Origin of the sequence: Serratia liquefaciens ATCC 27592 (assembly GCF_000422085.1) — a bacterium.
Classification (GTDB): domain Bacteria; phylum Pseudomonadota; class Gammaproteobacteria; order Enterobacterales; family Enterobacteriaceae; genus Serratia; species Serratia liquefaciens.
In genome coordinates, this window is record NC_021741.1 from 1,471,492 (window position 1) to 1,490,366 (window position 18,875).

Here is an 18,875-nt window from a genome sequence, read left to right on the forward strand (position 1 = left end):
GGGGATATTTTGCGTCGATAAGCTCAACGCAGCTGGCTGTCTTTACTGCCGCGACGATTATACAAACTGCTTGCCGCCTGCTTTTTATCCAACTCGGTTTGGCAGGCCAGGCAATAACGCACGCCTTTCAGCGCCTGCCGACGCGCCAGAGGGATTTCCTCTCCGCATTCCTGACAGTAATGTTCGCTTTCGCCCTGTCCCAGCGCCTGTCTGGCACGCTGTACGGCATCATCGACGGTAGAGTCGATTTGATCTTGTACGGCACCGTCTGCCGCCCATCCGCTTGCCATGATCACCTCGCTAGTGCTGAGTCTTCATCAGTTCGTTTTATCTACTATTTATCTACTATGGGCTGTTTTTTGAGCAATTCAAGCGGCGTAAAAGAAAAACAGGCCGGGGCAAAGCCCGCAGCCTGTTCAATCCCGCAATGCGGAACGCTTTGATTGTTTGTCGCGCAGATTTATTCGATGTTGGACTCGATAAACCACAGGAACTTGTCCAGATCGCGTGACGCAGCGGTAAACATATCCGCGGTATCTTCATCAGCGACTTCTGTGATGGCCTTGCGAATGTCGTTCGCGGCCACACCGTAGCGATCGGCCAGCGCTTTCAGGTGTTCCTGCACGCTGTGGATGTTGGTCGGATAGCTTTTCAGCGGGGTCTTGTCATTCACGACCTGCACGGTACCCAACGCCACGCCGCCCAACTGCACCACGCGCTCGGCAAAAGTGTCCAGGTGATCGATGATGGCGGTACGGAACCCGTCCAGCATTTCATGCACGGCAATGAAGTTGGCGCCACGCATGTTCCAGTGCGCCTGCTTGGTGATCAACGACAGGTCGGTAAACTGCACCACCTGATGGTTCAACGCCTTGATGGCTTCCAGTTTGGTTTTTTCGTCCATGTCATTACGAGTGTAAAGCAGCTCAGAAGATTTCGTTTTCACCAGTTTAGCGGTACTCATATCAGATATCCTCTCGTTAGTTCGTTGTCCTATTTTTTGTCACGGGAGTAATTATAGCAGCGATATAGCATTTTGCAGGCCGAAAATGGCTATTGGATAAATAGGCTCTAACGAATTGAAAATTAACTCCAGTAAGGGTAAGGTTATAGGGATATATTTATTTTTTTACTAATAATTTGAATTTTAATGATATTTTTTCGTCTTCTCTCGTGAGGCTGGTTCCGCAGGGTAATAATTTCAGGAAGGCGTTTAATAACCATTTTCATTTATATTTTCATCAAAATTCGTCATTCTAAATCATTTTTATTTCATTTTATTAATTGCCTGTTAATTCATATTGATAGACGAATAACATCCCGCTAAGCTATTTCCCCCCATCTCAGAATTCGCTCCCATGAAAATTAACGTCGTTGGAACCAGTGGCAGTGGCAAAAGCACGGTGGCGCGCCAGCTAGCGGAAAAGTTTGCGCTGCCTCATATCGAGCTGGACAAGCTGTTTTGGCGTCCGCAATGGCAGGGTACACCCGATGACGAGTTTTTGGCGCAGGTCGCGCAGGCGCTGGCCAAGGCGGAGTCCGGCTGGGTGCTTGACGGCAATTACAGCCGGACCAAAACGATTAAATGGGAAAGCGTTGATTGGGTGGTATGGGTAGATTACGGCTTTTGTCGTACGCTGTTTCAGGCGGTGCGTCGTGCCGCTACACGTGCATGGCAAGGTACCGAGTTGTGGCCCGGCACCGGTAACCGCGAGAGCTTCCGCCGTTCCTTTTTTAGCCGTGATTCCATCGTTTTATGGACCATCAAAACCTACCGTAAAAACCGGGCCGGCTACCTTGCGGATATGAACGATGCCCGGTATCGCCATATCCGCTTTATCCAACTGCGCTCTCCGGCGCAGACCGAAAAGTTTCTTCGCGCATTGTCCCGGCAATAGCTATGAGAGGTTCATCTTAAATGGCGGACAAGCCGGTCACTCGGACCGGCAGGCCGGCTACAGCAACAGGGTGTAATGCACTCTCACTAACGCTTTTTTGATCGACATAGGTACGTTCAGTTGGCAGCCGGTTTTATGTGGCTCATGGGGGAAAAAGATGGCGTACATACCGGGGAACATCGCCAGCGTTTGGCTGTGGCGCTTGATATCCAGCAGTTGTATGTCCTGCACTTCGTCATAGGGCAATTCGTTTTGCCAATCTCCCGCCACACTATAATCAATGCGTTCTTCGCCGCTGAGCAGCAGATGGATAACGGCATATTCCTGATGCAGTGCTGCATGCTGGGCCTCCGCTAACCCGGTGGTTAACGTCATCACGTCCATAACGATCTTTTCCCCCTTTATTTCATGTCGCCCCTGTGCCAGTTCGGGCAGATCGTATTGGCGTAACCTGGTGAGGGTCTCGATCAGAATCGGTGACAGCCCACGGCCATAGCGTGGGTTAAACAGCGTGTTATAAATCACTTTAACTCTCCATGTGGTTAACCCTGCCGGGTTTATTTCCATAACAACGTGGGGGGACTGCGGGGAAAAGTATGCCTGTTTGCCAGCGTGAAAACAGTTAACCCGCCTGCATTCTGCTTGGGGTAAATGCAGGCGCGGTCGATCCTCAGGACAAGTTTTCGATTTGTGGTTTGGGTTTGATGGTCAGGGTCGCCCCCATAGAGGCGGTAATGATCGCCGCCAGCGCCAGCCATTGCACCGTCGTCAGGTGTTCATTCAGGAACAACATGCCCGAAAGCGCAGCCAGTGCCGGTTCCAAACTCATCAATGTGCCGAAAGTCCGCGCCGGTATTTTTGGCAACGCAATAATTTCCAGCGAATAGGGCAGCGCGGTAGAGAGGATAGCTACGGCCAGGGCGACCGGCAGGATATCAACGTTCAGCAGTGCGCTGCCGGCTTGCCAGGCACCAATCGGGCAAAACACCACGGCGGCAATCAGTGAGCCCACCGCAACGGTTCCCGGCCCGTGGTCGCCACCGGCTTTCTGGCCGCAGATAATGTAGACCGCCCAACAGGCACCGGCACCCAGTGCACAGGCGGCGCCGAAGGGATCGATGCTGCCCATGTCATGGCCCAACGGCAGCAGGAACCAGAGGCCGGCGATCGCCAGTGCCACCCACAAAAAGTCAATCGCACGGCGTGAAGAGAACATGGCGACCGCCAGCGGGCCGGTGAACTCCAATGCCACGGCGATACCGAGCGGCAGAGTGCGCAGGGAAAGATAGAACAGGTAATTCATCGCGCCCAGCGCCAGACCGTAAATGAACAACGGTAGTCGGCTACCGGCGGCAAATCGCATGCGCCACGGGCGGAAGATAATAAAGAGGATCAGCGTGCCGATACTCAAACGCAGCGTGGTGATGCCTTCTGCGCCGACCAGCGGGAACAGGCTTTTGGCCAGGGAGGCACCGCTTTGGATAGAGACCATAGCGATGATCAACAGGCAGATTGGCAGCAGCGTAGAAGACGCTTTTGCGGTTGCAGACGAAGACATCCTTTAGAGCCTTTTATGCATTTTCCACGATCTGGGAAGAGGTCGATGTTTGGATGACGGCAGTGTAAATGAATTGCGGTAAATGTGTCTGAGAAAAGCATTTTCAACGAAAAAAAGCGCTGGCTTACGGCGCCAGAACAGCTTTTATGGTCAAAAAGTGCTCTTTTTTTAAGAATTGTCTGGATATTAAATAGGTGATTCTTATCACAGAAACGCGTAGAATGCGGCTCGAAAATAGAGCGAAATGAAGTAGATACACTGTTCTTGAAATCTAATGTTACACGATATAAAGCATTAGACACTCATTTTAAGGCAGAGTTTCACGCTAATTTTTGTTATATTTTCAATGCATGAACAAATGGATTTACTTAAAAATATAACGCGTTTGAGGTGGTTATGAAAAAAATTGCATGTCTTTCCGCAGTAGCAGCCTGTGTATTAGCAGTAACCGCAGGTACCGCATTCGCTGGTCAGAGCACCGTATCCGCTGGCTATGCGCAGGGTGATCTCCAAGGCGTTGCTAACAAAGCCGACGGTTTCAACCTGAAATACCGTTACGAGTTCGACAACAACCCACTGGGTGTTATCGGTTCCTTTACCCACGTAGAGAAGAACGGTTCTGAGAACGGTTACTACGGTAAAGCTCAGTACAACTCTATCACTGCCGGTCCAGCTTACCGCTTCAACGACTGGGCAAGCATCTACGGTGTAGTGGGTGTTGGTTACGGTAAAAACATCGACAACGCTCAAAACGGTACTGACCGTAACGGCAGCAGCGACTACGGCTTCACCTACGGTGCTGGCCTGCAGTTCAACCCAATCCAGGACGTAGCACTGGACGTTGGTTACGAGCAGAGCCGTATCCGCAGTGTTGACGTTGGTATCTGGAGCGTTGGCGTAGGCTACCGTTTCTAAGATTTCTCCATGCCTGCGGGCATGAGCATGTGGCGCAGTTGGCCGCATCAGATAAAAATCCGCCTTCGGGCGGATTTTTTTTGCCTGTCATTCGGCGTCGGTCACTTGCCCAATTTTTGCGCCGGTTCCGTTGAAAACCGTGCGCTGCGGGCATCTCGCTCATAGCCTTGCGGCTGCGTAAGAATGTCGTACAGTGCCGGTCGACGACCGTGGATCCAGCGGCGGCCCGTGCTGAGTGGGATCAGCGACAGATCAAGGTTGGCCGTGACCATCTGATCTTCTGCCGCCCAGGTTTCCGCCAGAATGCGGCCATAAGGGTCGAGGATCATCGCATTGCCGGTACGCACTTCGTCATCGTCACGTCCCACTCCGTTGCTGAATAACACAAACAAACCATTGTCATGGGCACGTGCCGGGAGCCAGCGCATCAGCCAGCCACGCCCGTGTTCGCCACGAAACGCCGCCTCTATCGCCGCCGGATCCTCCTGCCGCCGTTGCCAAATTTCCAGTGGGATCGGCTTCATGCCGTGCGGGCTACGCGAATGAGTGCCGCCGGTCTGATGCGGTGCCAACAGCACCTCCGCCCCCAGCAATGCGGTCGCGCGGACATTCTCAACCAGGTTATTGTCCCAACAGATCAGCACCCCCATTCGGATACCCCATGGGGTGTCGAACACGGTGAAACTGTCGCCGCTGGCGATTGCCGGGTGTTCAAAGGCATGCAGTTTACGGTGAACGTGAAGTTTGCCGTCGGGCAGGCAGACGGCGTAGGCATTGTAATATTTGCCGTCGTCTCCCAATTCGATCAGCCCGACGCCGATCGCCATGTTGTAGCGTTCGGCCAGCGGGCGAATGCGCGCCAGCGAAGGGCTGTCGGCGATGGGCTCCGCCAGTGCACCAATTTCACCGGCGCTGAGGTGGCGCACGTGCCAATAGCCGGTGATGCACATTTCCGGGAAGGTCAGCAGCTGGATCTGTTCGGCGGCGGCGCGGGTGATAAAGCCCTCGATCACCGACAGGTTGTAGTTTTTATCATTGGCGCGATGCTGAAACTGCACCGTCGCGGCGCGTAAAGAGTTTGTCATAGGATTACCTTTTGGCTGTTATCTGGCGTTGATTACAGCAAAGCCATTGATTACTGTATAATCAATTAAATTCCTTTTTTGATAACCTAACGGAATGGATATACGACAACTCCGCGCCTTCGTGGTGCTGGCCGAACAGGGCAATTATCGCTTGGCGGCAGAGCGGCTGTGCATCACCCAGCCGGCGCTGAGCAAACAGATCCAGGCGTTGGAAACGCTGCTGGGCGCCCGCTTGTTTAACCGGGGCCGTCAGGGGGCGCAACTGACCGCCAGCGGCCAACGGCTCTATCCTGAAGCTCAAACGTTAGTCGCTCAGCATCTGCAGTTTCAGCAGCGAGCCGTGCAGGTGGTACGGGGGGAGGCGGGGCGTTTGGCAATCGGCTTTGGCCTGTCCAGCTTTCATCTGGCGCCGCAGTTGGTGGCCGCTTTCCGTCATCGCTTTCCCGAGGTTGCCGTGGGGTTGGAAGACTTGCCTTCAGAACGGCAATATCAGTTGCTCTTGCAGGGGGAGCTGCAGGTGGGATTTGTGCGATTACCTGTCAGTACGCCGTTGCGTGCCAGTGCGTTGCTGAGTGACCGATTGGTGCTGGCGGCGCCTTCGGCGCTGGCGCTGCGGGCGGACACCCTGATGGAGCAATTCAACACCTTACCGTTGTTACAGTTGACGCCCAAGCGTGGGCGCGGGCTGAGCGACCAGTCGCTGCGTTTTATTGCCGCCCATCAACTGACACCTAACGTGGTACAGCAGGCCGGTGATATTCAAACCTTGCTGGCACTGGTTGCCGCCGGCATTGGCGTTGCTCTGCTGCCGCATAGCGTCACGCATATTGCGCCGGCGGGCATCGATATTCTGCCGCTGAGCGGCGAACAGACCCAATGGCAAGTCGGTATCGCCTGGAACCCGCAGCAGCCTGATGCGCTACGGGATAACTTTGTCCAGGTGGCTTTGGCTACCGCGTCGGGTCAGGTTGCCGGTTTATAGCGGGCAGTGCATCACCAGAATTGGGCTTTGGTGGTACTCGCTGCGATGACTTTCGCTGAAACCGACCTTCTTCGCCAATGCCAATGAGGGCTGATTTTCCGGGGAGATAATGCATACCGCCTTATCGCCCGGTAAATGGTCTTTGCCCCAGGCCAAAGCCGCGCGCAGCGCTTCGGTGGCATAGCCTTTACCCTGTGCCGAGGTCACCAGCGTCCAGCCCATTTCGGGGGCATCAAGCGCCGGATGGATATTGCGCTGGAAGTCAGAAAAACCGATGCCGCCAAGGTAGGCACCGCTGACTTTATCGCGCACGGCCCAGTAGCCATAACCCAGCAACGCCCAGTGGCCGACGTAGCGCATCAGGCGGCCCCAGGAATCTTCACGATCTCTCGGCGTGCCGCCGATATAACGAACCACTTCAGGATCGGCCCACATGGCGGCCAACGAGTCAAAGTCGTCCAGCGTATGCGCATCAAGGCGTAAACGTTCGGTAAGCAACAGCGGTGCGGTAGTGATAAGAGGCATTATTTTTTCCTGCACAGAGCCAGAGGCGGTCTGTGCAGTATGCCAGAGAAATTACACCGCCAGCCACAGTAACCAGGTGAACAGGAAACCGCTCAGGCCAAGGATCGTCGTCAGTACCGTCCAGGTTTTCAGGCCATCGGCGACCGAAAGCCCGAGGTATTTGGTGACGATCCAAAAGCCGGAGTCATTTACGTGCGATAAGCCCAGCCCGCCGAAGCAGGTGGCGAGAGTGACCAGTACCAATTGCAGCTGATTAAGCCCGCTAACCGCTTCCGATAACAGGCCACCGGTCGTGAGTATCGCTACAGTAGCTGATCCCTGAGAGGCGCGCAGCGCCAGCGAAATGATAAAAGCTGCCGGGATCAACGGCAGGCCGATGGTGGTCAGCACGTCTGCCAATGCCTTGCCCACGCCTGACTCCACCAGAACTTTGCCGAATACGCCACCGGCACCGGTAACCAGGATCACCACCGCGGCGGTCGGCAGAGCGCCCCCCATGACGTCGCTGGTGTGTTGCAGGCTCCAGCCGCGACGAATGGCCAGGAAGTAGAATGCCAGCAAGAGGGCAATCATCAGCGCTACCGCCGGTGAGCCGAGCAACGAAAGCGTGTCACGCAGTGCTGAACCCGGCTCGAGCAGCGTGGCCGAAACGGTGCCCAGCATGATAATCGCGATAGGAATGACGATCAGCGCGGCCACCAACCCGGCACCAGGCGGATTGATGCGGTCGCTCAATGGTGCTTTGCCTTCCGGCGCCGGTTCGGGCGCCGCCAGCTGCAGCTGTTCCAGTACCTCAATCGACAGTGGATAAGTTTTACGATTCAAATGCTTGGCTGTGAAATAACCGATCACGCCTACCGGAATACAAATCGCGAGACCGATAATGGTCAGCCAGCCAATATCGGCGTTCAGCAGCCCGGCTGCGGCGACCGGGCCTGGGTGTGGCGGCAGGGCGACATGCACCGCCAGCATTACGCCGGCCATCGGCAGGCCGAACTTCAGCGGCGAAACTTTAGCGACCTTGGCAAAACCGTAGATGATCGGCGCCAGGATGATAAAGCCGACGTCGAAAAAGACCGGAATGCCGAGAATAAATGCGGCGATGGTCAGGGCGGCCACGGTATGTTTCGGCCCCAAAGCTTTGCTGAAGCGTTGGGCCAGCGATTCGGCACCGCCAGAATGTTCGATCATCCGGCCGAGCATCGCGCCCAGGCCGATGATAATGGTCACCGAACCCAGTACACCGCCCATACCTGCGGTCATCACTTTCATCACTTCGCCGGTAGGAATGCCGCTGGCCAACGCCACCAACAGACTGACCACCAGCAAGGCGACAAAGGGCTGGATCTTGGCCTTGATGACCATCAGCAAGAGCAGTACCACACCTAATACGGCAATCATCAAAAGCATAGAGGTAGACATGAAATAGCCTTTAATCGGGTAAGAGTCAGGCACCGCGATCGCCGGCTGGTGATACGGGTGCGTTTAATTTTTATGTTTTGGAAATCCCTGGGTTGGCGCAGTGCCTTACTGGTAAGGTCTTAGCCAATCAAGCCCGACGGTGGTATCGCCACGCGGCCGGTATTCACAACCGATCCAACCTTGATAGCCGATGGCGTCCAGTTGGTCGAACAGCCACGGATAATTCAGTTCGCCGTCGTCCGGTTCATGACGATCTGGCACCGAGGCAATCTGAATATGGGCGTAGCGGCCGGCCAGCGAATGCATCAGCCCGCTGATGTTGCCGTCCACCAACTGAGCATGGAAAAAGTCGAACTGTACGAAGACGTTCGAGCGATCGATGGCCTCGACCAGTTCGGCTGCCTGGTGCTGGCTGGAAAACAGATAATGCGGCTTAACCTGTGGGCTGAGCGCTTCAATCAGCACCTTGATGCCGTGCTGGGCGAAGCGGTCTGCGGCATAGCGAATATTGCCGATAAAGGTATCGCGATAGCGCTGCCAGTCCGCTCCAGGGGGAACGACGCCGGCCATCACGTGCACGTTGGGGCAGTTCAGCTCAATGGCGTAAGCCAGGGCGCGATCGATATCTGCACGCGCATCTTGCTCGCGGCCCGGCACCGCCGCCAGACCCCATTCGCCGGCTTCGGCATTGCCCGGCGCGGTATTAAACAGCACCTGCTGCAAACCATTGCTGCGCAGTTGTTCCGCCAGCAATTCGGCCGGATAGTCATAGGGAAACAGGAACTCGACTGCCGTGAAACCTTCGGCTGCGGCAGCCTCGAACCTTTCCAGGAATGGCAGTTCGTTAAACATCATCGATAAATTGGCGGCAAACTTAGGCATGGTTCAGCTCCGTAGTTCGGTAATTTCATCATCGGTCAAATAGCGTATTGGGCGGTCGCCGAGGGTGAAAATCAGCCTGGCGGCATCTTCCATCTCTTCGGTATTATCCGCTGCCGCCCGCAGATCCTTGCCCGTAACCACCGGGCCGTGATTGGCCAGCAAAAAGGCGCGGTGGGTCGGTGCCAGTTTGGCCAAGTCTTCCGCCAGCCGTAAATCACCCGGGCGGTAGTACGGCACCACCGGCACCTTGCCGACCCGCATCACCACATAAGGGGTGAAGGGTTTTATGGCATTCTCCACGTCCAACCCTTGCAGGCACGATAATGCGGTGAGGTAGGTACAGTGCAGGTGCACCACCGCTTTGCACTCTGGGTTATTCAGATACAGCGCACGATGAAAGCTGATCTCTTTCGAGGGTTTGTCGCCGGACAGCCATTCGCCGTTCAGGCTGACTTTCGACAGCCGCTCGGCCTGCAGTTCGCCCAGGCAGGATCCGGTCGGGGTTGCCAGCAGCGTGCCGTCCGCCAGCAACAGCGAAAGGTTACCGGCAGAGCCCGTGGCGTAGCCGCGTTGGAAGAACGAGGCTCCGAGGCGCACCATCTCTTCGCGTGCCTGTTGTTCGATCGTCATTGTCATAATGGGAATTCCGTTTGTGCCCGGGCGAAAAAGTTATCATCGCCAAAATTGCCCGATTTAAGGGCCAGTGAAACCGGTTGTTCGATGGCGCGAACCCAGGGTACGCCGGGAGAGATGCAGGGGCCGATGTGGAAGCCGCGAATGCCCAGCGCCTGCGTCACTACGCCAGAGGTTTCGCCACCGGCAACGATAAAGCGACGGTACCCTGATTGTTGGAGCTGTTTAACCACCCCGGCAAACAGTGACTCCACTGCCTGACTGGCTGCAGCCATGCCATATTGTTGCTGAACCTGCTGCAGTTTCTCCGGTTCGGCGGTGGCATACAGCAGCGGGGCCAGCGGGGCATTTTCCTGCCGCTGTATCCAGGCGGCCAGTTCTGTGACATAGGCCGCGCGGTCAGATTCGCTAAGGCAACGCGCCACGTCGATAGCCACGGCCGGGGCCTGTTGACGATATCGAGCGACCTGTCGATTGGTCATGACGGAGCAGGAGCCGGACAGGACCACCGCTTTCTCCCCCTGTGGGGCTCCCGCGGCCTGCGGACGACCTTGTCCCGGCTGAGCCCATTGCCGTGCGAGGCCGATGGCCAGACCCGATCCGCCGGTCACCAGCTTCATATTTTTCAGCGCTTCGCCCTGGGTCAGCAAGTGCTGCTCATTGAGCGTATCCAGTACCGCATATCGCACGCCTTGCTGCGCCAGCTGTTGCAGCTTTTCCACCACCGCGCCGGCACCGCAATCCATCTCTGCGGCCGTTACCAGTCCGCAGCGTCCCTGAGCCTGTGCTTCCATTAACCGCAGCAGGTTACTGTCGGTCATCGGCGTCACCGGGTGATGGCGCATGCCGGACTCCGACAGCAGTTGATCCAATACAAACAGATAGCCCTGATACACCGTCCGGCCGTTGACCGGCAGCGCCGGGGAAATCACCGTTTGGCTTTCGCCCAGCGCATCAAGCAGCGCATCGGTCACCGGGCCGATATTACCCTGCGCAGTGCTGTCGAAGGTTGAGCAATATTTGAAGTAAAATTGCCGGCAGCCCTGGCGCTGCAGCCAGGCCAGCGCCTGCAAAGATTGTTCAACTGCCTGCGAAGCTGGGCAAGATCTTGATTTCAGGCTGATAACGACCGCTTGCGCTTCAATCGGCACTTCATCATGCGGTACGCCATTTAACTGCACCGTCGACAGGCCGTTTTCCACCAGAAAGCTGGCAATGTCGGTCGCGCCGGTAAAATCATCTGCAATTACGCCGAGCAGCATTATGCGTTCTCCTTCTTTTGCGGCAGGTCGATACCGGAGAAGATTTTGATCACTGCGCTGTCATCCTCTTTGCCGAAACCGGCATTACTGGCGGCGGTAAACATATTAAAAGCGGTAGATGCCAGCGGCAGCGGGAAATGCAGTGCTTTGGCGGTATCCGCCACCAGCCCCAGATCCTTCACGAAGATATCCACCGCCGATTTGGGCGCATAGTCGCCGTCAACCACGTGACGCATACGGTTCTCGAACATCCACGAATTGCCGGCCGCGTGGGTGACGACGTCGTACATGACATCCAGAGGAATACCGGCGCGGGCAGCCAGCGCCATGGCCTCGGCTCCGGCGGCGATGTGCACCCCGGCCAGCAATTGGTGGATGATTTTCACCGTGGCACCCAGGCCAATCTCTTCACCAATGCGATAGACCTTGCCGGCAATGGCGTCCAGCACCGGCTGCAATTGTTGGAATGTAGATTCTGCGCCGGATGCCATCACCGTCATTTGGCCTTCAGCCGCCTTGGCTGCGCCACCGGAAACCGGAGCGTCAAGCATGTTCAGGCCAAGCGCCAGCAGTTGTTGTTCTATCTGCCTGGCATCGGCAGCGGAGATGGTGGAAGAGACCATGACTGGCGTATTGGGCTTCAGCTTCGCCGCCAGGCCGTTTTCGCCGAACAGGATCTGCTTGACCTGAGCAGCGTTAACCACCAGCAGCAATAACGCATCCAACTCAGAGGCGAATCCATCTGCGCTGGTGGCAGCCTGTTTGGCCCCGGCCTGCTGCAATGTGGCCAGCGCCAGTGGGTTAAGATCGACACCATAAGTCGTCAGCCCGGCATTAATGCACGACTTCGCCGCCCCCATTCCCATGGAACCTAACCCTACGATGCAAACTGCAAAATCCCCTGGCTGTGTCATTTGGCACCTCGTGTTAATTTTAGTGATAATTTGTTTTGTTGTGTTAAATGTAAGCGCATTGATGCGCTGAGTCAGCGATCGATATCACAATTATTAACATTAAGTGGAGCCTTAATTGATGCGCTTAAAAAGGTTGATGTCGAGTTATCTCACTGTTTTAAAAATATTTAAAATAAGTCATCGATACCATGAGCGATCTCACGACCTGCAAAATGGCTGCTTTCATCGAACGAAAATTGACGTAAAATCACAATTATTATCACTGCGGTAAAAAGAGAGGGAACCGTGATACCTGTAGAACGCCATCAGCAAATTTTAGCGCTGGTATCAGAACGCGGGGTGGTCAGTATTGCCGAATTGACCGAGCGGCTGGGAGTGTCGCATATGACGATTCGCCGCGATCTGCAAAAACTGGAGGAGCAGGGCGCGGTACTGGCAGTGTCAGGCGGGGTGCAATCTGCTGAACGGGTGGCGATTGAACCTTCTCATCAGGATAAGGAAGGGATGTACAGCCAACAGAAAGCGGCCATTGGTCAGTTGGCTGCCCGGCAGGTCCCGCCCAACAGCTGCATTTATCTGGATGCGGGCACCACTACGCTGGCATTGGCAAAGCACCTCAGTGAGCGCGAGGATCTGACGGTGGTCACCAATGATTTTGTGATTGCGGGCTACCTGATAGAACACAGCCAGTGCAAGATCATTCACACCGGCGGCACCGTCTGTCGTGAGAACCGTTCCTGCGTTGGTGAAGCGGCAGCTCAGGCGCTACGTGGGTTGTTTATCGACCTGGCGTTTATTTCCGCTTCATCATGGAGCATGCGCGGCCTGTCGACGCCCAATGAAGATAAGGTGATGGTGAAGAAAGCCATCGTTGACGCCAGTCGCCGCTGTATCCTGCTCAGCGATACCTCAAAATACGGTAAAATAGCCACCTATCTGGCGTTGCCGATTGCGGTATTTGACGCGATTATTACCGATGATAATCTGCCCGCCGCAGCGCGAGAGGCGATCCTGCAGGCGGATATCACGCTGATGACGACCGGGGAGAAAAGCTGAACATAGCCTCGTATTAACAGCGTCGGAATAAATGTACCAGCGGGGGTGAGCTCTCTGCGCAGCGCTACGCAGAAATTAAATGCCGCTGAACCAGTTATAGCCCTGATCTTCCCAGTAACCGCCGGGATTGGTATCGCTGACGAAAATGGCGGCGATATGTTTGGCGTTCTTGAAGCCCAGCTTGGTCGGCACCCGCAGCCGCAGCGGGTAACCGTAATCGGCCGGCAGCGCCTTGCCGCCGAAATCCAGCGCCAGAATGGTTTGTGGATGCAGGGCGGTGGCCATATCGATGCTGGAATAGTAACGATCCGCGCATTTGAATCCGACGTAACGGGCGTTCAGATCCGCCCCGATGTGTTGCAGGAAATTGCGCAGCGGCACGCCACCCCATTGGCCAATGGCGCTCCAGCCCTCGATGCAGATTAACCGGGTTATCTGGCTTTGCTGCGGCAGGCGTTGCAGTTGCTCCAGCGTCCAGGGGGCCTTTTTTTCTACTTTACCGGAGACTTCCAGCCGGTAGCTGGCGAGATCCACTTCCGGAACGTTGTATTCCGGGTAATACGCGTTGAACGGGAACGGATGGGTAATCTGATCCGAACGGTAGGTCTGCGCCAGCTTTTGGCCGTTGAACAGCCAGGCTTGCACCCGATCGTTCCAGCGGGACATTGCCCACAGCACTTTATCCACCTGGTCACCGTCCTGCAGATTGCAGCCGGTCAGCATGGCGACGCCACCCAGCGTCAGGCCGGAGCGAAGCATCAGGCGGCGCTGCAAATTAACCAGCTGTTTCTTTTGTGCCGGTTCCAGCCCCGGTGCCATGGGGCGTTGTTTTTTATCCGTCATGTTTGCCACCCGTTATCATTGCCCAAAGCGTGCGCGGCACGATAATCACCATCAGCAGGTGAATCACCACAAATAAGCCAATGCCTGCCATGGCGAAAAAATGTACGTAACGCGCAATGTCAAAGCCGCCGAACAGGCTAACCAAACCTTGTAACTGCACCGGTTTCCAAATGGCTAGTCCGGAGAGCACCAGCAGCAGCCCCAGAAGCAGTACGCCGAGGTACATCAGCTTTTGAATGGCGTTGTAATGACCATGCTGATGTTTGAGCCGCAGCGTCACGGCTTGCCAGATATCGCGCCGCAGCGCGCCGAGGCCAAGCGGCAGCAGATCGCGCCGCAAGTGGCCGCTGAACAGGCTCCACAAGACATAACACAGCGCGTTGCAGGCCAGCAGCCACATCACCGCCAGATGCCAGCCGATCGCGCCGCCCAGCCAGCCGCCGAGCGTGACTTGCGGCGGAAAGCGGAAGCCGAACAGCGGCGAAGCGTTATAGATTTCCCAGCCGCTCATGAACATGCAGACCATGGCGAACAGGTTAATCCAATGGGTCAGGCGGACCGGCCAGCGATGCACCGGCCGCGGCGCGTTGCTTTTCATCATGCACTCCTGAATTACATCGGTGGAACGGTACCGTCTTTGCCGGCAGATATGCGGGTAGCGACGCGTTCGCCCTTATCGTCCGTGGCGGAGAACAACACGATATGCGCACCCGGTTTCAACAGGCTGTGGTCACCGGGATCCAGAGTGACGATCGGCACATCTTCCGGCACGTTAACGGTTTTCTGCTGGTTGCCGTAGGTCACGGTCAGGGTGCGGCCGTTGGACTTCACCAGTTTGCCCACGGTGCCGTTGGTCATGGTGTCGACCTTACCGTCGGCGGATTCCCAGGCCGAGTGGCCTTCGCCGGTGCCACGCAGGCTGGCTGCGAACACGTGCACTTCCAACGCTTTCAAAGAGCCGTCCGGCTGCGGTACGGCAGCGGTGCCGATAAAGCTGTCCGGCTTGATATCATCCAGCGTGCCCTTCGACACGCTCAGCACTCGGGTCTGGTCATTGAGCTTGACGCTGACCTTTTCCCCTTTGCGATCGGTGACCTGCAGGCTGGTGTCGCTCACCTGATCGATAACGCCACGCAGCGGGGCAATCACCTTGCCTGGGGTTTGCGCTGCGGCGGCCGCACCGCTGCACAGCATGAGAGTGGAAAGCAGTAAACCGGCAAAACGATGACGGGTAATCATAAGGTTCTCCTTTGTTTAGGTTGCCGGTTAAGCATGGTTGAACACCGGGGACAGCACCATGTCCGTTTGATGACATTAATGTCATCAAGAATGTCCGCCAGAACTGCTAGTATTTCCGCAAGAGTCATGAGGTGGCGATAATGCGAATACTGGTGGTTGAAGACGACATCAGCACGGGTGATTACCTGAAAAAGGGGCTGGGAGAGGCGGGGTACAGCGTCGATTTGGCACGTAACGGCACCGACGGCCTGTTTCGGGCACTGGAACACGGCTATGACGCTATCGTGCTGGACGTAATGTTGCCGGGGCTGGACGGCTGGCAGATTATCGAGGTACTGCGCAAGAAAAGTGATGTGCCCATTCTATTTCTGACCGCACGAGATGGGGTGCAGGATCGCATTCATGGCCTCGAACTGGGTGCCGATGATTACCTGATTAAGCCCTTCTCCTTTACGGAACTGGTGTTGCGTCTGCGCACTTTGCTGCGGCGTGGCACGGTACGTGAAGCCGATCACTATGTGATAGCCGACCTGCAGCTCGACGTGCTGCGCCGTAAAGCGGTGCGGCAGGAGCAGGTGATCGCGCTGACCAATAAAGAATTTATGTTGTTGCACCTGTTGGTGCGACGCGAGGGGGAGGTGTTGTCACGCACCATGATCGCCTCCCAGGTTTGGGACATGAACTTTGACAGCGATACCAACGTGGTGGATGTCGCCATCAAGCGGCTGCGTGCCAAGATTGACCGGCCGTTCGAGGTCAAGCTGATCCACAGCGTGCGTGGTATCGGCTACGTTTGCGAACCGCGTTCATGAAGGCCGTGATCCAGCGTTGGCGCGTCTTGTCACTGACGTTGCGCAGCGCCATGCTGTTTGCGCTGGTGGCGGCTCTGGTGGTTAGCGGCGCGGGCGGCTACCTGTACGGTGCAATGCGTCAGGAGATGACTACCCGTAGCGATTTGCAGGTTACCGGCCGGGTGGAGTATTACCGCAATTTGCTGAGTCAGCGTTTTCCGTTGGAGCGTCTGACGGCGAATACCGGCCTGTTCGAAAATATGCTGGGTAACGAACAGGACGTGCTGATTTTTCAGCAGCCGGGGAAAAAACCGTTAATCAACGTGAATCCGGCGAGGTTGATCCTGCCACCGGTGATCCCGACGCCGGTCGGCACGCCGCAGCGCTTGAGCGCGGTTCAAGGCGGAGTGACCGCTCAAGGAGTGCCATTGCGTGCCGCATCGGCACTGGTCAGGCTGGAGGACGGTAACCTGCTGCAAATCTCGGCTGCCCATGTGATGGTCAATGAGCAGAAGATGCTGGCGCGTTATCTCTGGCGGATCGTCGCCGCCGTCGCGGTGGCATTTATTCTGATTGCATTGCTGGGATACTGGGTGATGCGCCGCGGACTGCAGCCACTGTGGCGAATGGCGGCGCAGGCGGCGGTGATCACCCCGAACACGCTGTCGACTCGCCTGAGCGAGCACGGGGTACCGAAGGAATTGCAGCAACTGACCCGTTCGTTCAACGCCATGTTGGATCGCCTGAATGAAGGTTATCTGCGCCTGACGCAATTCTCCGCAGATTTGGCCCATGAAATCCGCACGCCGGTAGGGGCACTGATGGGGCACTGTCAGGTAGCGCTGTATCAGGCGCGCAGTGTGGAAGAGTATGAAACCTTGTTGTCGAACAACATGGAGGAGCTGGAGCGTATTTCCCGTATGGTGGAAAATATTCTATTTCTGGCGCGCGCCGGCGAAGGGCAAGCGGTGTTGAACCCTCAGCGGCTTGATGTGGCACAAGAGCTGCAACGGGTGGCTGACTACTTCGAAGGTTTGGCGGAAGAACGCGGCATTACGTTGGTCTGCCAGGGAGAAGGGCAATGGATGGCGGATGCTATGCTGTTTCAGCGCGCATTGAGTAACCTGGTCTCCAACGCGGTACGCTATGCCGATGAAAACAGTCAGGTACAGCTGCAGGCTGTCAGTCAGGCCGATGGTGGGCTGGCGATACTGGTTATCAATCAGGGCCCGCCGATCTCCCCTGCGCATCTGAACAAGTTGTTCGACCGCTTCTATCGTGCCGATGCCGCCCGCAGTTCCGGCAGCCATGCCAGCGGACTGGGGCTGGCGATCGTCCGTGCGATCATGACACTGCATGGCGGCACAGCGCACGCCCATTGTGTTGTCGAAGAAAATACTGCTCGCATCACCTTCAGCCTGATATTCCCCGCGCAAGAATAGCCTATTTCCCACGTCGGATTTGATTGGCTGGGGCGGCCAAATCCGTTTATCCGGCCTGGTCGAAACTATTTACTTTCATTTACCGCTGGGCTAACCCAATCACCTCCGGATCAAAAGATTAATTCTGACCAGAATTAGGGCAATGTTGCGGCCTAGGCCCGGTTTTTTGGCGGCGACCCCTTTTGGCAAAATTCACCCTTCGTTACGTTGTTATTAAAATTGCTTGCATTAAAGGAATGACGAGAATTTTCAGCTTAAAGGCGGTAATTTACAAAACAAAAAACTAACTTTAAGATCTTTTACATATAAATATATCAATGATGTGGATGTTTGTATAATCTTTGGTTATGACATATGAGAAAATTCTTATATCAAAAATGATAAGGTGAGAAATATTTACTTTGTGGCGTTAATTGATTTTCAGAAGGGTCAGTGGCTAAGGTTGGCTAATTAATCTGATTAAATATTGCTTAATATTCTATTAACATTTAACGCCGGCGATAAATAATCCTAGAGTGAAACCTGTGAAAAATGAAATATAGAATTAATGACCACATCATTTTTGACGTGGATACGGGAACCATGAGCCTGACAGAGTTTCCTGAAGATCCCATCTCTATTTCCAATCCGTCGAAGCGGTTACTGCTGCTATTGATTACGCATCATGGCGAGCCAGTGGGGCGGGAGGTAATATTCAAGAAGGTTTGGGATGATTATGGCATGGTGTCAGGCAACAATAATCTTAACCAATGTGTGAGTAAATTACGTCGGGTTATTAAAAATCTGGGCATTGAGGACGAGGTGATTGTCACCGTCCCCAAGGTCGGTTTTATGCTGCGATATCAAATTATGGTGGAGTCTTGCGAAGGGCCGGAAGATCGTTTCGTAAATGGAGATATAAATTCCCCTCCACCGGCGCCGGTTCAAGCGGAAATCGCGCCTTCGTCAGGCTCTTCAGCCGCAGCCGATGCGGTTTATACCGGGTATTCCCGGCGCTGGTGGGCGATAGTCAGCGTAGTGGCATTGGGGGTAATTATGCTGGCGGTTGGCATTACCACCTATCTCACCGGTTCGGTTTCCCGGCAAGAAATCTATCTTGGCAAAGTCAGCAGTTGTAAGGTGTTTATGTCGATGCCGGGCGCCTCAGCTGCCGTCAGTGCTGCTCTAAGTCGCGACATTCTGGCCTATGCGGGCCCGCAAACGGCAGAGTGCAGCGGTGACGAATTCCTGTTGGTAGTACGCAGCAATCAGGTACGCTCTTACATTTCGGGCATTTCCCGACTGTTTTTTCTGCGCTGTCGCATTTTACGCGAACATCGGGTAGAGATTTGCTCTGGGCTCGAAAGCGACAACGCCGCAATTCTTAATTAATCATCAATCGGTGTCAGGATGAACGCCACCCCGGGGGAAAGGAATATGCCACCAATC

21 protein-coding genes are annotated in these 18,875 nt (G+C 55.4%); 7 read left to right on the top strand and 14 right to left on the bottom strand.

Annotated features, from left to right (window positions below; genetic code table 11):
- Window positions 1-23 precede the first annotated feature (23 nt).
- Window positions 24-290, bottom strand: coding sequence for a DksA/TraR family C4-type zinc finger protein (locus M495_RS06895; RefSeq protein WP_020825917.1), 267 nt, complete (start codon window positions 288-290; stop codon window positions 24-26).
- A 170-nt stretch (window positions 291-460) separates the two neighbouring features.
- On the bottom strand, window positions 461-964 hold the full coding sequence (gene dps / locus M495_RS06900) for a DNA starvation/stationary phase protection protein Dps (RefSeq protein WP_020825918.1): 504 nt from the start codon (window positions 962-964) through the stop codon (window positions 461-463).
- Window positions 965-1,358: 394 nt separating this feature from the next.
- Between dps and M495_RS06905 the strand changes: the two genes are divergently transcribed.
- Complete coding sequence (locus tag M495_RS06905; RefSeq protein ID WP_020825919.1) at window positions 1,359-1,898, top strand: P-loop NTPase family protein; 540 nt, start codon at window positions 1,359-1,361, stop codon at window positions 1,896-1,898.
- Between the two features lie 57 nt (window positions 1,899-1,955).
- Here the strand turns inward: M495_RS06905 and M495_RS06910 are convergent, their stop codons facing one another.
- Window positions 1,956-2,423, bottom strand: coding sequence for a YhcH/YjgK/YiaL family protein (locus M495_RS06910; RefSeq protein ID WP_020825920.1), 468 nt, complete (start codon window positions 2,421-2,423; stop codon window positions 1,956-1,958).
- Window positions 2,424-2,568: 145 nt separating this feature from the next.
- Window positions 2,569-3,456 carry a threonine/homoserine exporter RhtA gene (rhtA, locus tag M495_RS06915; protein ID WP_020825921.1) on the bottom strand — a complete coding sequence of 296 codons (888 nt, stop codon included), beginning with the start codon at window positions 3,454-3,456 and terminating at the stop codon, window positions 2,569-2,571.
- Window positions 3,457-3,852: 396 nt separating this feature from the next.
- Between rhtA and ompX the strand changes: the two genes are divergently transcribed.
- On the top strand, window positions 3,853-4,371 hold the full coding sequence (gene ompX, locus M495_RS06920) for an outer membrane protein OmpX (protein ID WP_020825922.1): 519 nt from the start codon (window positions 3,853-3,855) through the stop codon (window positions 4,369-4,371).
- 101 nt (window positions 4,372-4,472) lie between these two features.
- Here ompX and M495_RS06925 read toward each other — a convergent pair whose 3' ends face one another.
- Window positions 4,473-5,456, bottom strand: a complete 984-nt coding sequence (locus M495_RS06925; RefSeq protein ID WP_020825923.1) for a nitrilase family protein — start codon at window positions 5,454-5,456, stop codon at window positions 4,473-4,475.
- 94 nt (window positions 5,457-5,550) lie between these two features.
- Here M495_RS06925 and M495_RS06930 point away from each other — a divergent pair, with 94 nt between their 5' ends.
- On the top strand, window positions 5,551-6,438 hold the full coding sequence (locus tag M495_RS06930; protein WP_041414341.1) for a LysR family transcriptional regulator: 888 nt from the start codon (window positions 5,551-5,553) through the stop codon (window positions 6,436-6,438).
- Here M495_RS06930 and M495_RS06935 read toward each other — a convergent pair.
- The 6 genes from M495_RS06935 to ltnD all read right to left on the bottom strand — a co-directional run bounded on the left by M495_RS06935 (window position 6,433) and on the right by ltnD (window position 12,076).
- A complete protein-coding gene (locus tag M495_RS06935) occupies window positions 6,433-6,963 on the bottom strand; it encodes a GNAT family N-acetyltransferase (protein ID WP_020825925.1) in 531 nt (176 codons plus the stop codon). The genes M495_RS06930 and M495_RS06935 overlap by 6 nt on opposite strands.
- 51 nt (window positions 6,964-7,014) lie before the next feature.
- On the bottom strand, window positions 7,015-8,385 hold the full coding sequence (locus M495_RS06940) for a GntP family transporter (RefSeq protein ID WP_020825926.1): 1,371 nt from the start codon (window positions 8,383-8,385) through the stop codon (window positions 7,015-7,017).
- A 105-nt stretch (window positions 8,386-8,490) separates the two neighbouring features.
- Window positions 8,491-9,267, bottom strand: a complete 777-nt coding sequence (locus tag M495_RS06945; RefSeq protein ID WP_020825927.1) for an HPr family phosphocarrier protein — start codon at window positions 9,265-9,267, stop codon at window positions 8,491-8,493.
- Between the two features lie 3 nt (window positions 9,268-9,270).
- Window positions 9,271-9,903, bottom strand: coding sequence for a 3-oxo-tetronate 4-phosphate decarboxylase (gene otnC / locus M495_RS06950; RefSeq protein ID WP_020825928.1), 633 nt, complete (start codon window positions 9,901-9,903; stop codon window positions 9,271-9,273).
- Entirely contained in the window at window positions 9,900-11,162 is a 1,263-nt protein-coding gene (gene otnK, locus M495_RS06955; protein ID WP_020825929.1) for a 3-oxo-tetronate kinase, read from the bottom strand. Before otnK ends, otnC begins: the two co-directional genes overlap by 4 nt.
- On the bottom strand, window positions 11,162-12,076 hold the full coding sequence (gene ltnD, locus M495_RS06960; RefSeq protein ID WP_041414346.1) for an L-threonate dehydrogenase: 915 nt from the start codon (window positions 12,074-12,076) through the stop codon (window positions 11,162-11,164). The genes otnK and ltnD overlap by 1 nt, the downstream gene beginning before the upstream one ends.
- Window positions 12,077-12,361: 285 nt before the next feature.
- Between ltnD and ygbI the strand changes: the two genes are divergently transcribed.
- A complete protein-coding gene (gene ygbI / locus M495_RS06965) occupies window positions 12,362-13,132 on the top strand; it encodes a DNA-binding transcriptional repressor YgbI (RefSeq protein ID WP_020825931.1) in 771 nt (256 codons plus the stop codon).
- 75 nt (window positions 13,133-13,207) lie between these two features.
- Here the strand turns inward: ygbI and M495_RS06970 are convergent, their stop codons facing one another.
- Genes M495_RS06970 through M495_RS06980 form a run of 3 tightly spaced genes read right to left on the bottom strand, consistent with a single transcriptional unit; the run spans window position 13,208 to window position 15,214 of the window.
- Window positions 13,208-13,975: a molybdopterin-dependent oxidoreductase gene (locus M495_RS06970; protein WP_020825932.1), complete on the bottom strand. Its 768-nt coding sequence runs from the start codon at window positions 13,973-13,975 to the stop codon at window positions 13,208-13,210.
- The gene (locus M495_RS06975; RefSeq protein ID WP_020825933.1) at window positions 13,965-14,573 is read right to left on the bottom strand and encodes a cytochrome b/b6 domain-containing protein; all 609 of its coding nucleotides are present in this window, start codon (window positions 14,571-14,573) and stop codon (window positions 13,965-13,967) included. The genes M495_RS06970 and M495_RS06975 overlap by 11 nt, the downstream gene beginning before the upstream one ends.
- A gap of 14 nt (window positions 14,574-14,587) precedes the next feature.
- Entirely contained in the window at window positions 14,588-15,214 is a 627-nt protein-coding gene (locus M495_RS06980; RefSeq protein ID WP_020825934.1) for a hypothetical protein, read from the bottom strand.
- 140 nt (window positions 15,215-15,354) lie between these two features.
- Between M495_RS06980 and M495_RS06985 the strand changes: the two genes are divergently transcribed.
- The 3 genes from M495_RS06985 to M495_RS06995 all read left to right on the top strand — a co-directional run bounded on the left by M495_RS06985 (window position 15,355) and on the right by M495_RS06995 (window position 18,818).
- Window positions 15,355-16,026 carry a heavy metal response regulator transcription factor gene (locus M495_RS06985; RefSeq protein ID WP_020825935.1) on the top strand — a complete coding sequence of 224 codons (672 nt, stop codon included), beginning with the start codon at window positions 15,355-15,357 and terminating at the stop codon, window positions 16,024-16,026.
- Window positions 16,023-17,447 carry a heavy metal sensor histidine kinase gene (locus M495_RS06990; RefSeq protein WP_020825936.1) on the top strand — a complete coding sequence of 475 codons (1,425 nt, stop codon included), beginning with the start codon at window positions 16,023-16,025 and terminating at the stop codon, window positions 17,445-17,447. The genes M495_RS06985 and M495_RS06990 overlap by 4 nt, the downstream gene beginning before the upstream one ends.
- 531 nt (window positions 17,448-17,978) lie before the next feature.
- The gene (locus M495_RS06995; RefSeq protein WP_041414347.1) at window positions 17,979-18,818 is read left to right on the top strand and encodes a winged helix-turn-helix domain-containing protein; all 840 of its coding nucleotides are present in this window, start codon (window positions 17,979-17,981) and stop codon (window positions 18,816-18,818) included.
- Window positions 18,819-18,875 lie beyond the last annotated feature (57 nt).

Bases quoted from the DNA above. Each gene is read 5' to 3' on its own strand.
- M495_RS06895 (WP_020825917.1), bottom strand. From the start codon at position 290: ATGGCAAGCGGATGGGCGGCAGACGGTGCCGTACAAGATCAAATCGAC.
- dps (WP_020825918.1), bottom strand. From the start codon at position 964: ATGAGTACCGCTAAACTGGTGAAAACGAAATCTTCTGAGCTGCTTTAC.
- M495_RS06905 (WP_020825919.1), top strand. From the start codon at position 1,359: ATGAAAATTAACGTCGTTGGAACCAGTGGCAGTGGCAAAAGCACGGTG.
- rhtA (WP_020825921.1), bottom strand. From the start codon at position 3,456: ATGTCTTCGTCTGCAACCGCAAAAGCGTCTTCTACGCTGCTGCCAATC.
- ompX (WP_020825922.1), top strand. From the start codon at position 3,853: ATGAAAAAAATTGCATGTCTTTCCGCAGTAGCAGCCTGTGTATTAGCA.
- M495_RS06925 (WP_020825923.1), bottom strand. From the start codon at position 5,456: ATGACAAACTCTTTACGCGCCGCGACGGTGCAGTTTCAGCATCGCGCC.
- M495_RS06930 (WP_041414341.1), top strand. From the start codon at position 5,551: ATGGATATACGACAACTCCGCGCCTTCGTGGTGCTGGCCGAACAGGGC.
- M495_RS06935 (WP_020825925.1), bottom strand. From the start codon at position 6,963: ATGCCTCTTATCACTACCGCACCGCTGTTGCTTACCGAACGTTTACGC.
- M495_RS06940 (WP_020825926.1), bottom strand. From the start codon at position 8,385: ATGTCTACCTCTATGCTTTTGATGATTGCCGTATTAGGTGTGGTACTG.
- M495_RS06945 (WP_020825927.1), bottom strand. From the start codon at position 9,267: ATGCCTAAGTTTGCCGCCAATTTATCGATGATGTTTAACGAACTGCCA.
- otnC (WP_020825928.1), bottom strand. From the start codon at position 9,903: ATGACAATGACGATCGAACAACAGGCACGCGAAGAGATGGTGCGCCTC.
- otnK (WP_020825929.1), bottom strand. From the start codon at position 11,162: ATGCTGCTCGGCGTAATTGCAGATGATTTTACCGGCGCGACCGACATT.
- ltnD (WP_041414346.1), bottom strand. From the start codon at position 12,076: ATGACACAGCCAGGGGATTTTGCAGTTTGCATCGTAGGGTTAGGTTCC.
- M495_RS06970 (WP_020825932.1), bottom strand. From the start codon at position 13,975: ATGACGGATAAAAAACAACGCCCCATGGCACCGGGGCTGGAACCGGCA.
- M495_RS06975 (WP_020825933.1), bottom strand. From the start codon at position 14,573: ATGAAAAGCAACGCGCCGCGGCCGGTGCATCGCTGGCCGGTCCGCCTG.
- M495_RS06980 (WP_020825934.1), bottom strand. From the start codon at position 15,214: ATGATTACCCGTCATCGTTTTGCCGGTTTACTGCTTTCCACTCTCATG.
- M495_RS06985 (WP_020825935.1), top strand. From the start codon at position 15,355: ATGCGAATACTGGTGGTTGAAGACGACATCAGCACGGGTGATTACCTG.
- M495_RS06990 (WP_020825936.1), top strand. From the start codon at position 16,023: ATGAAGGCCGTGATCCAGCGTTGGCGCGTCTTGTCACTGACGTTGCGC.
- M495_RS06995 (WP_041414347.1), top strand. From the start codon at position 17,979: ATGAAATATAGAATTAATGACCACATCATTTTTGACGTGGATACGGGA.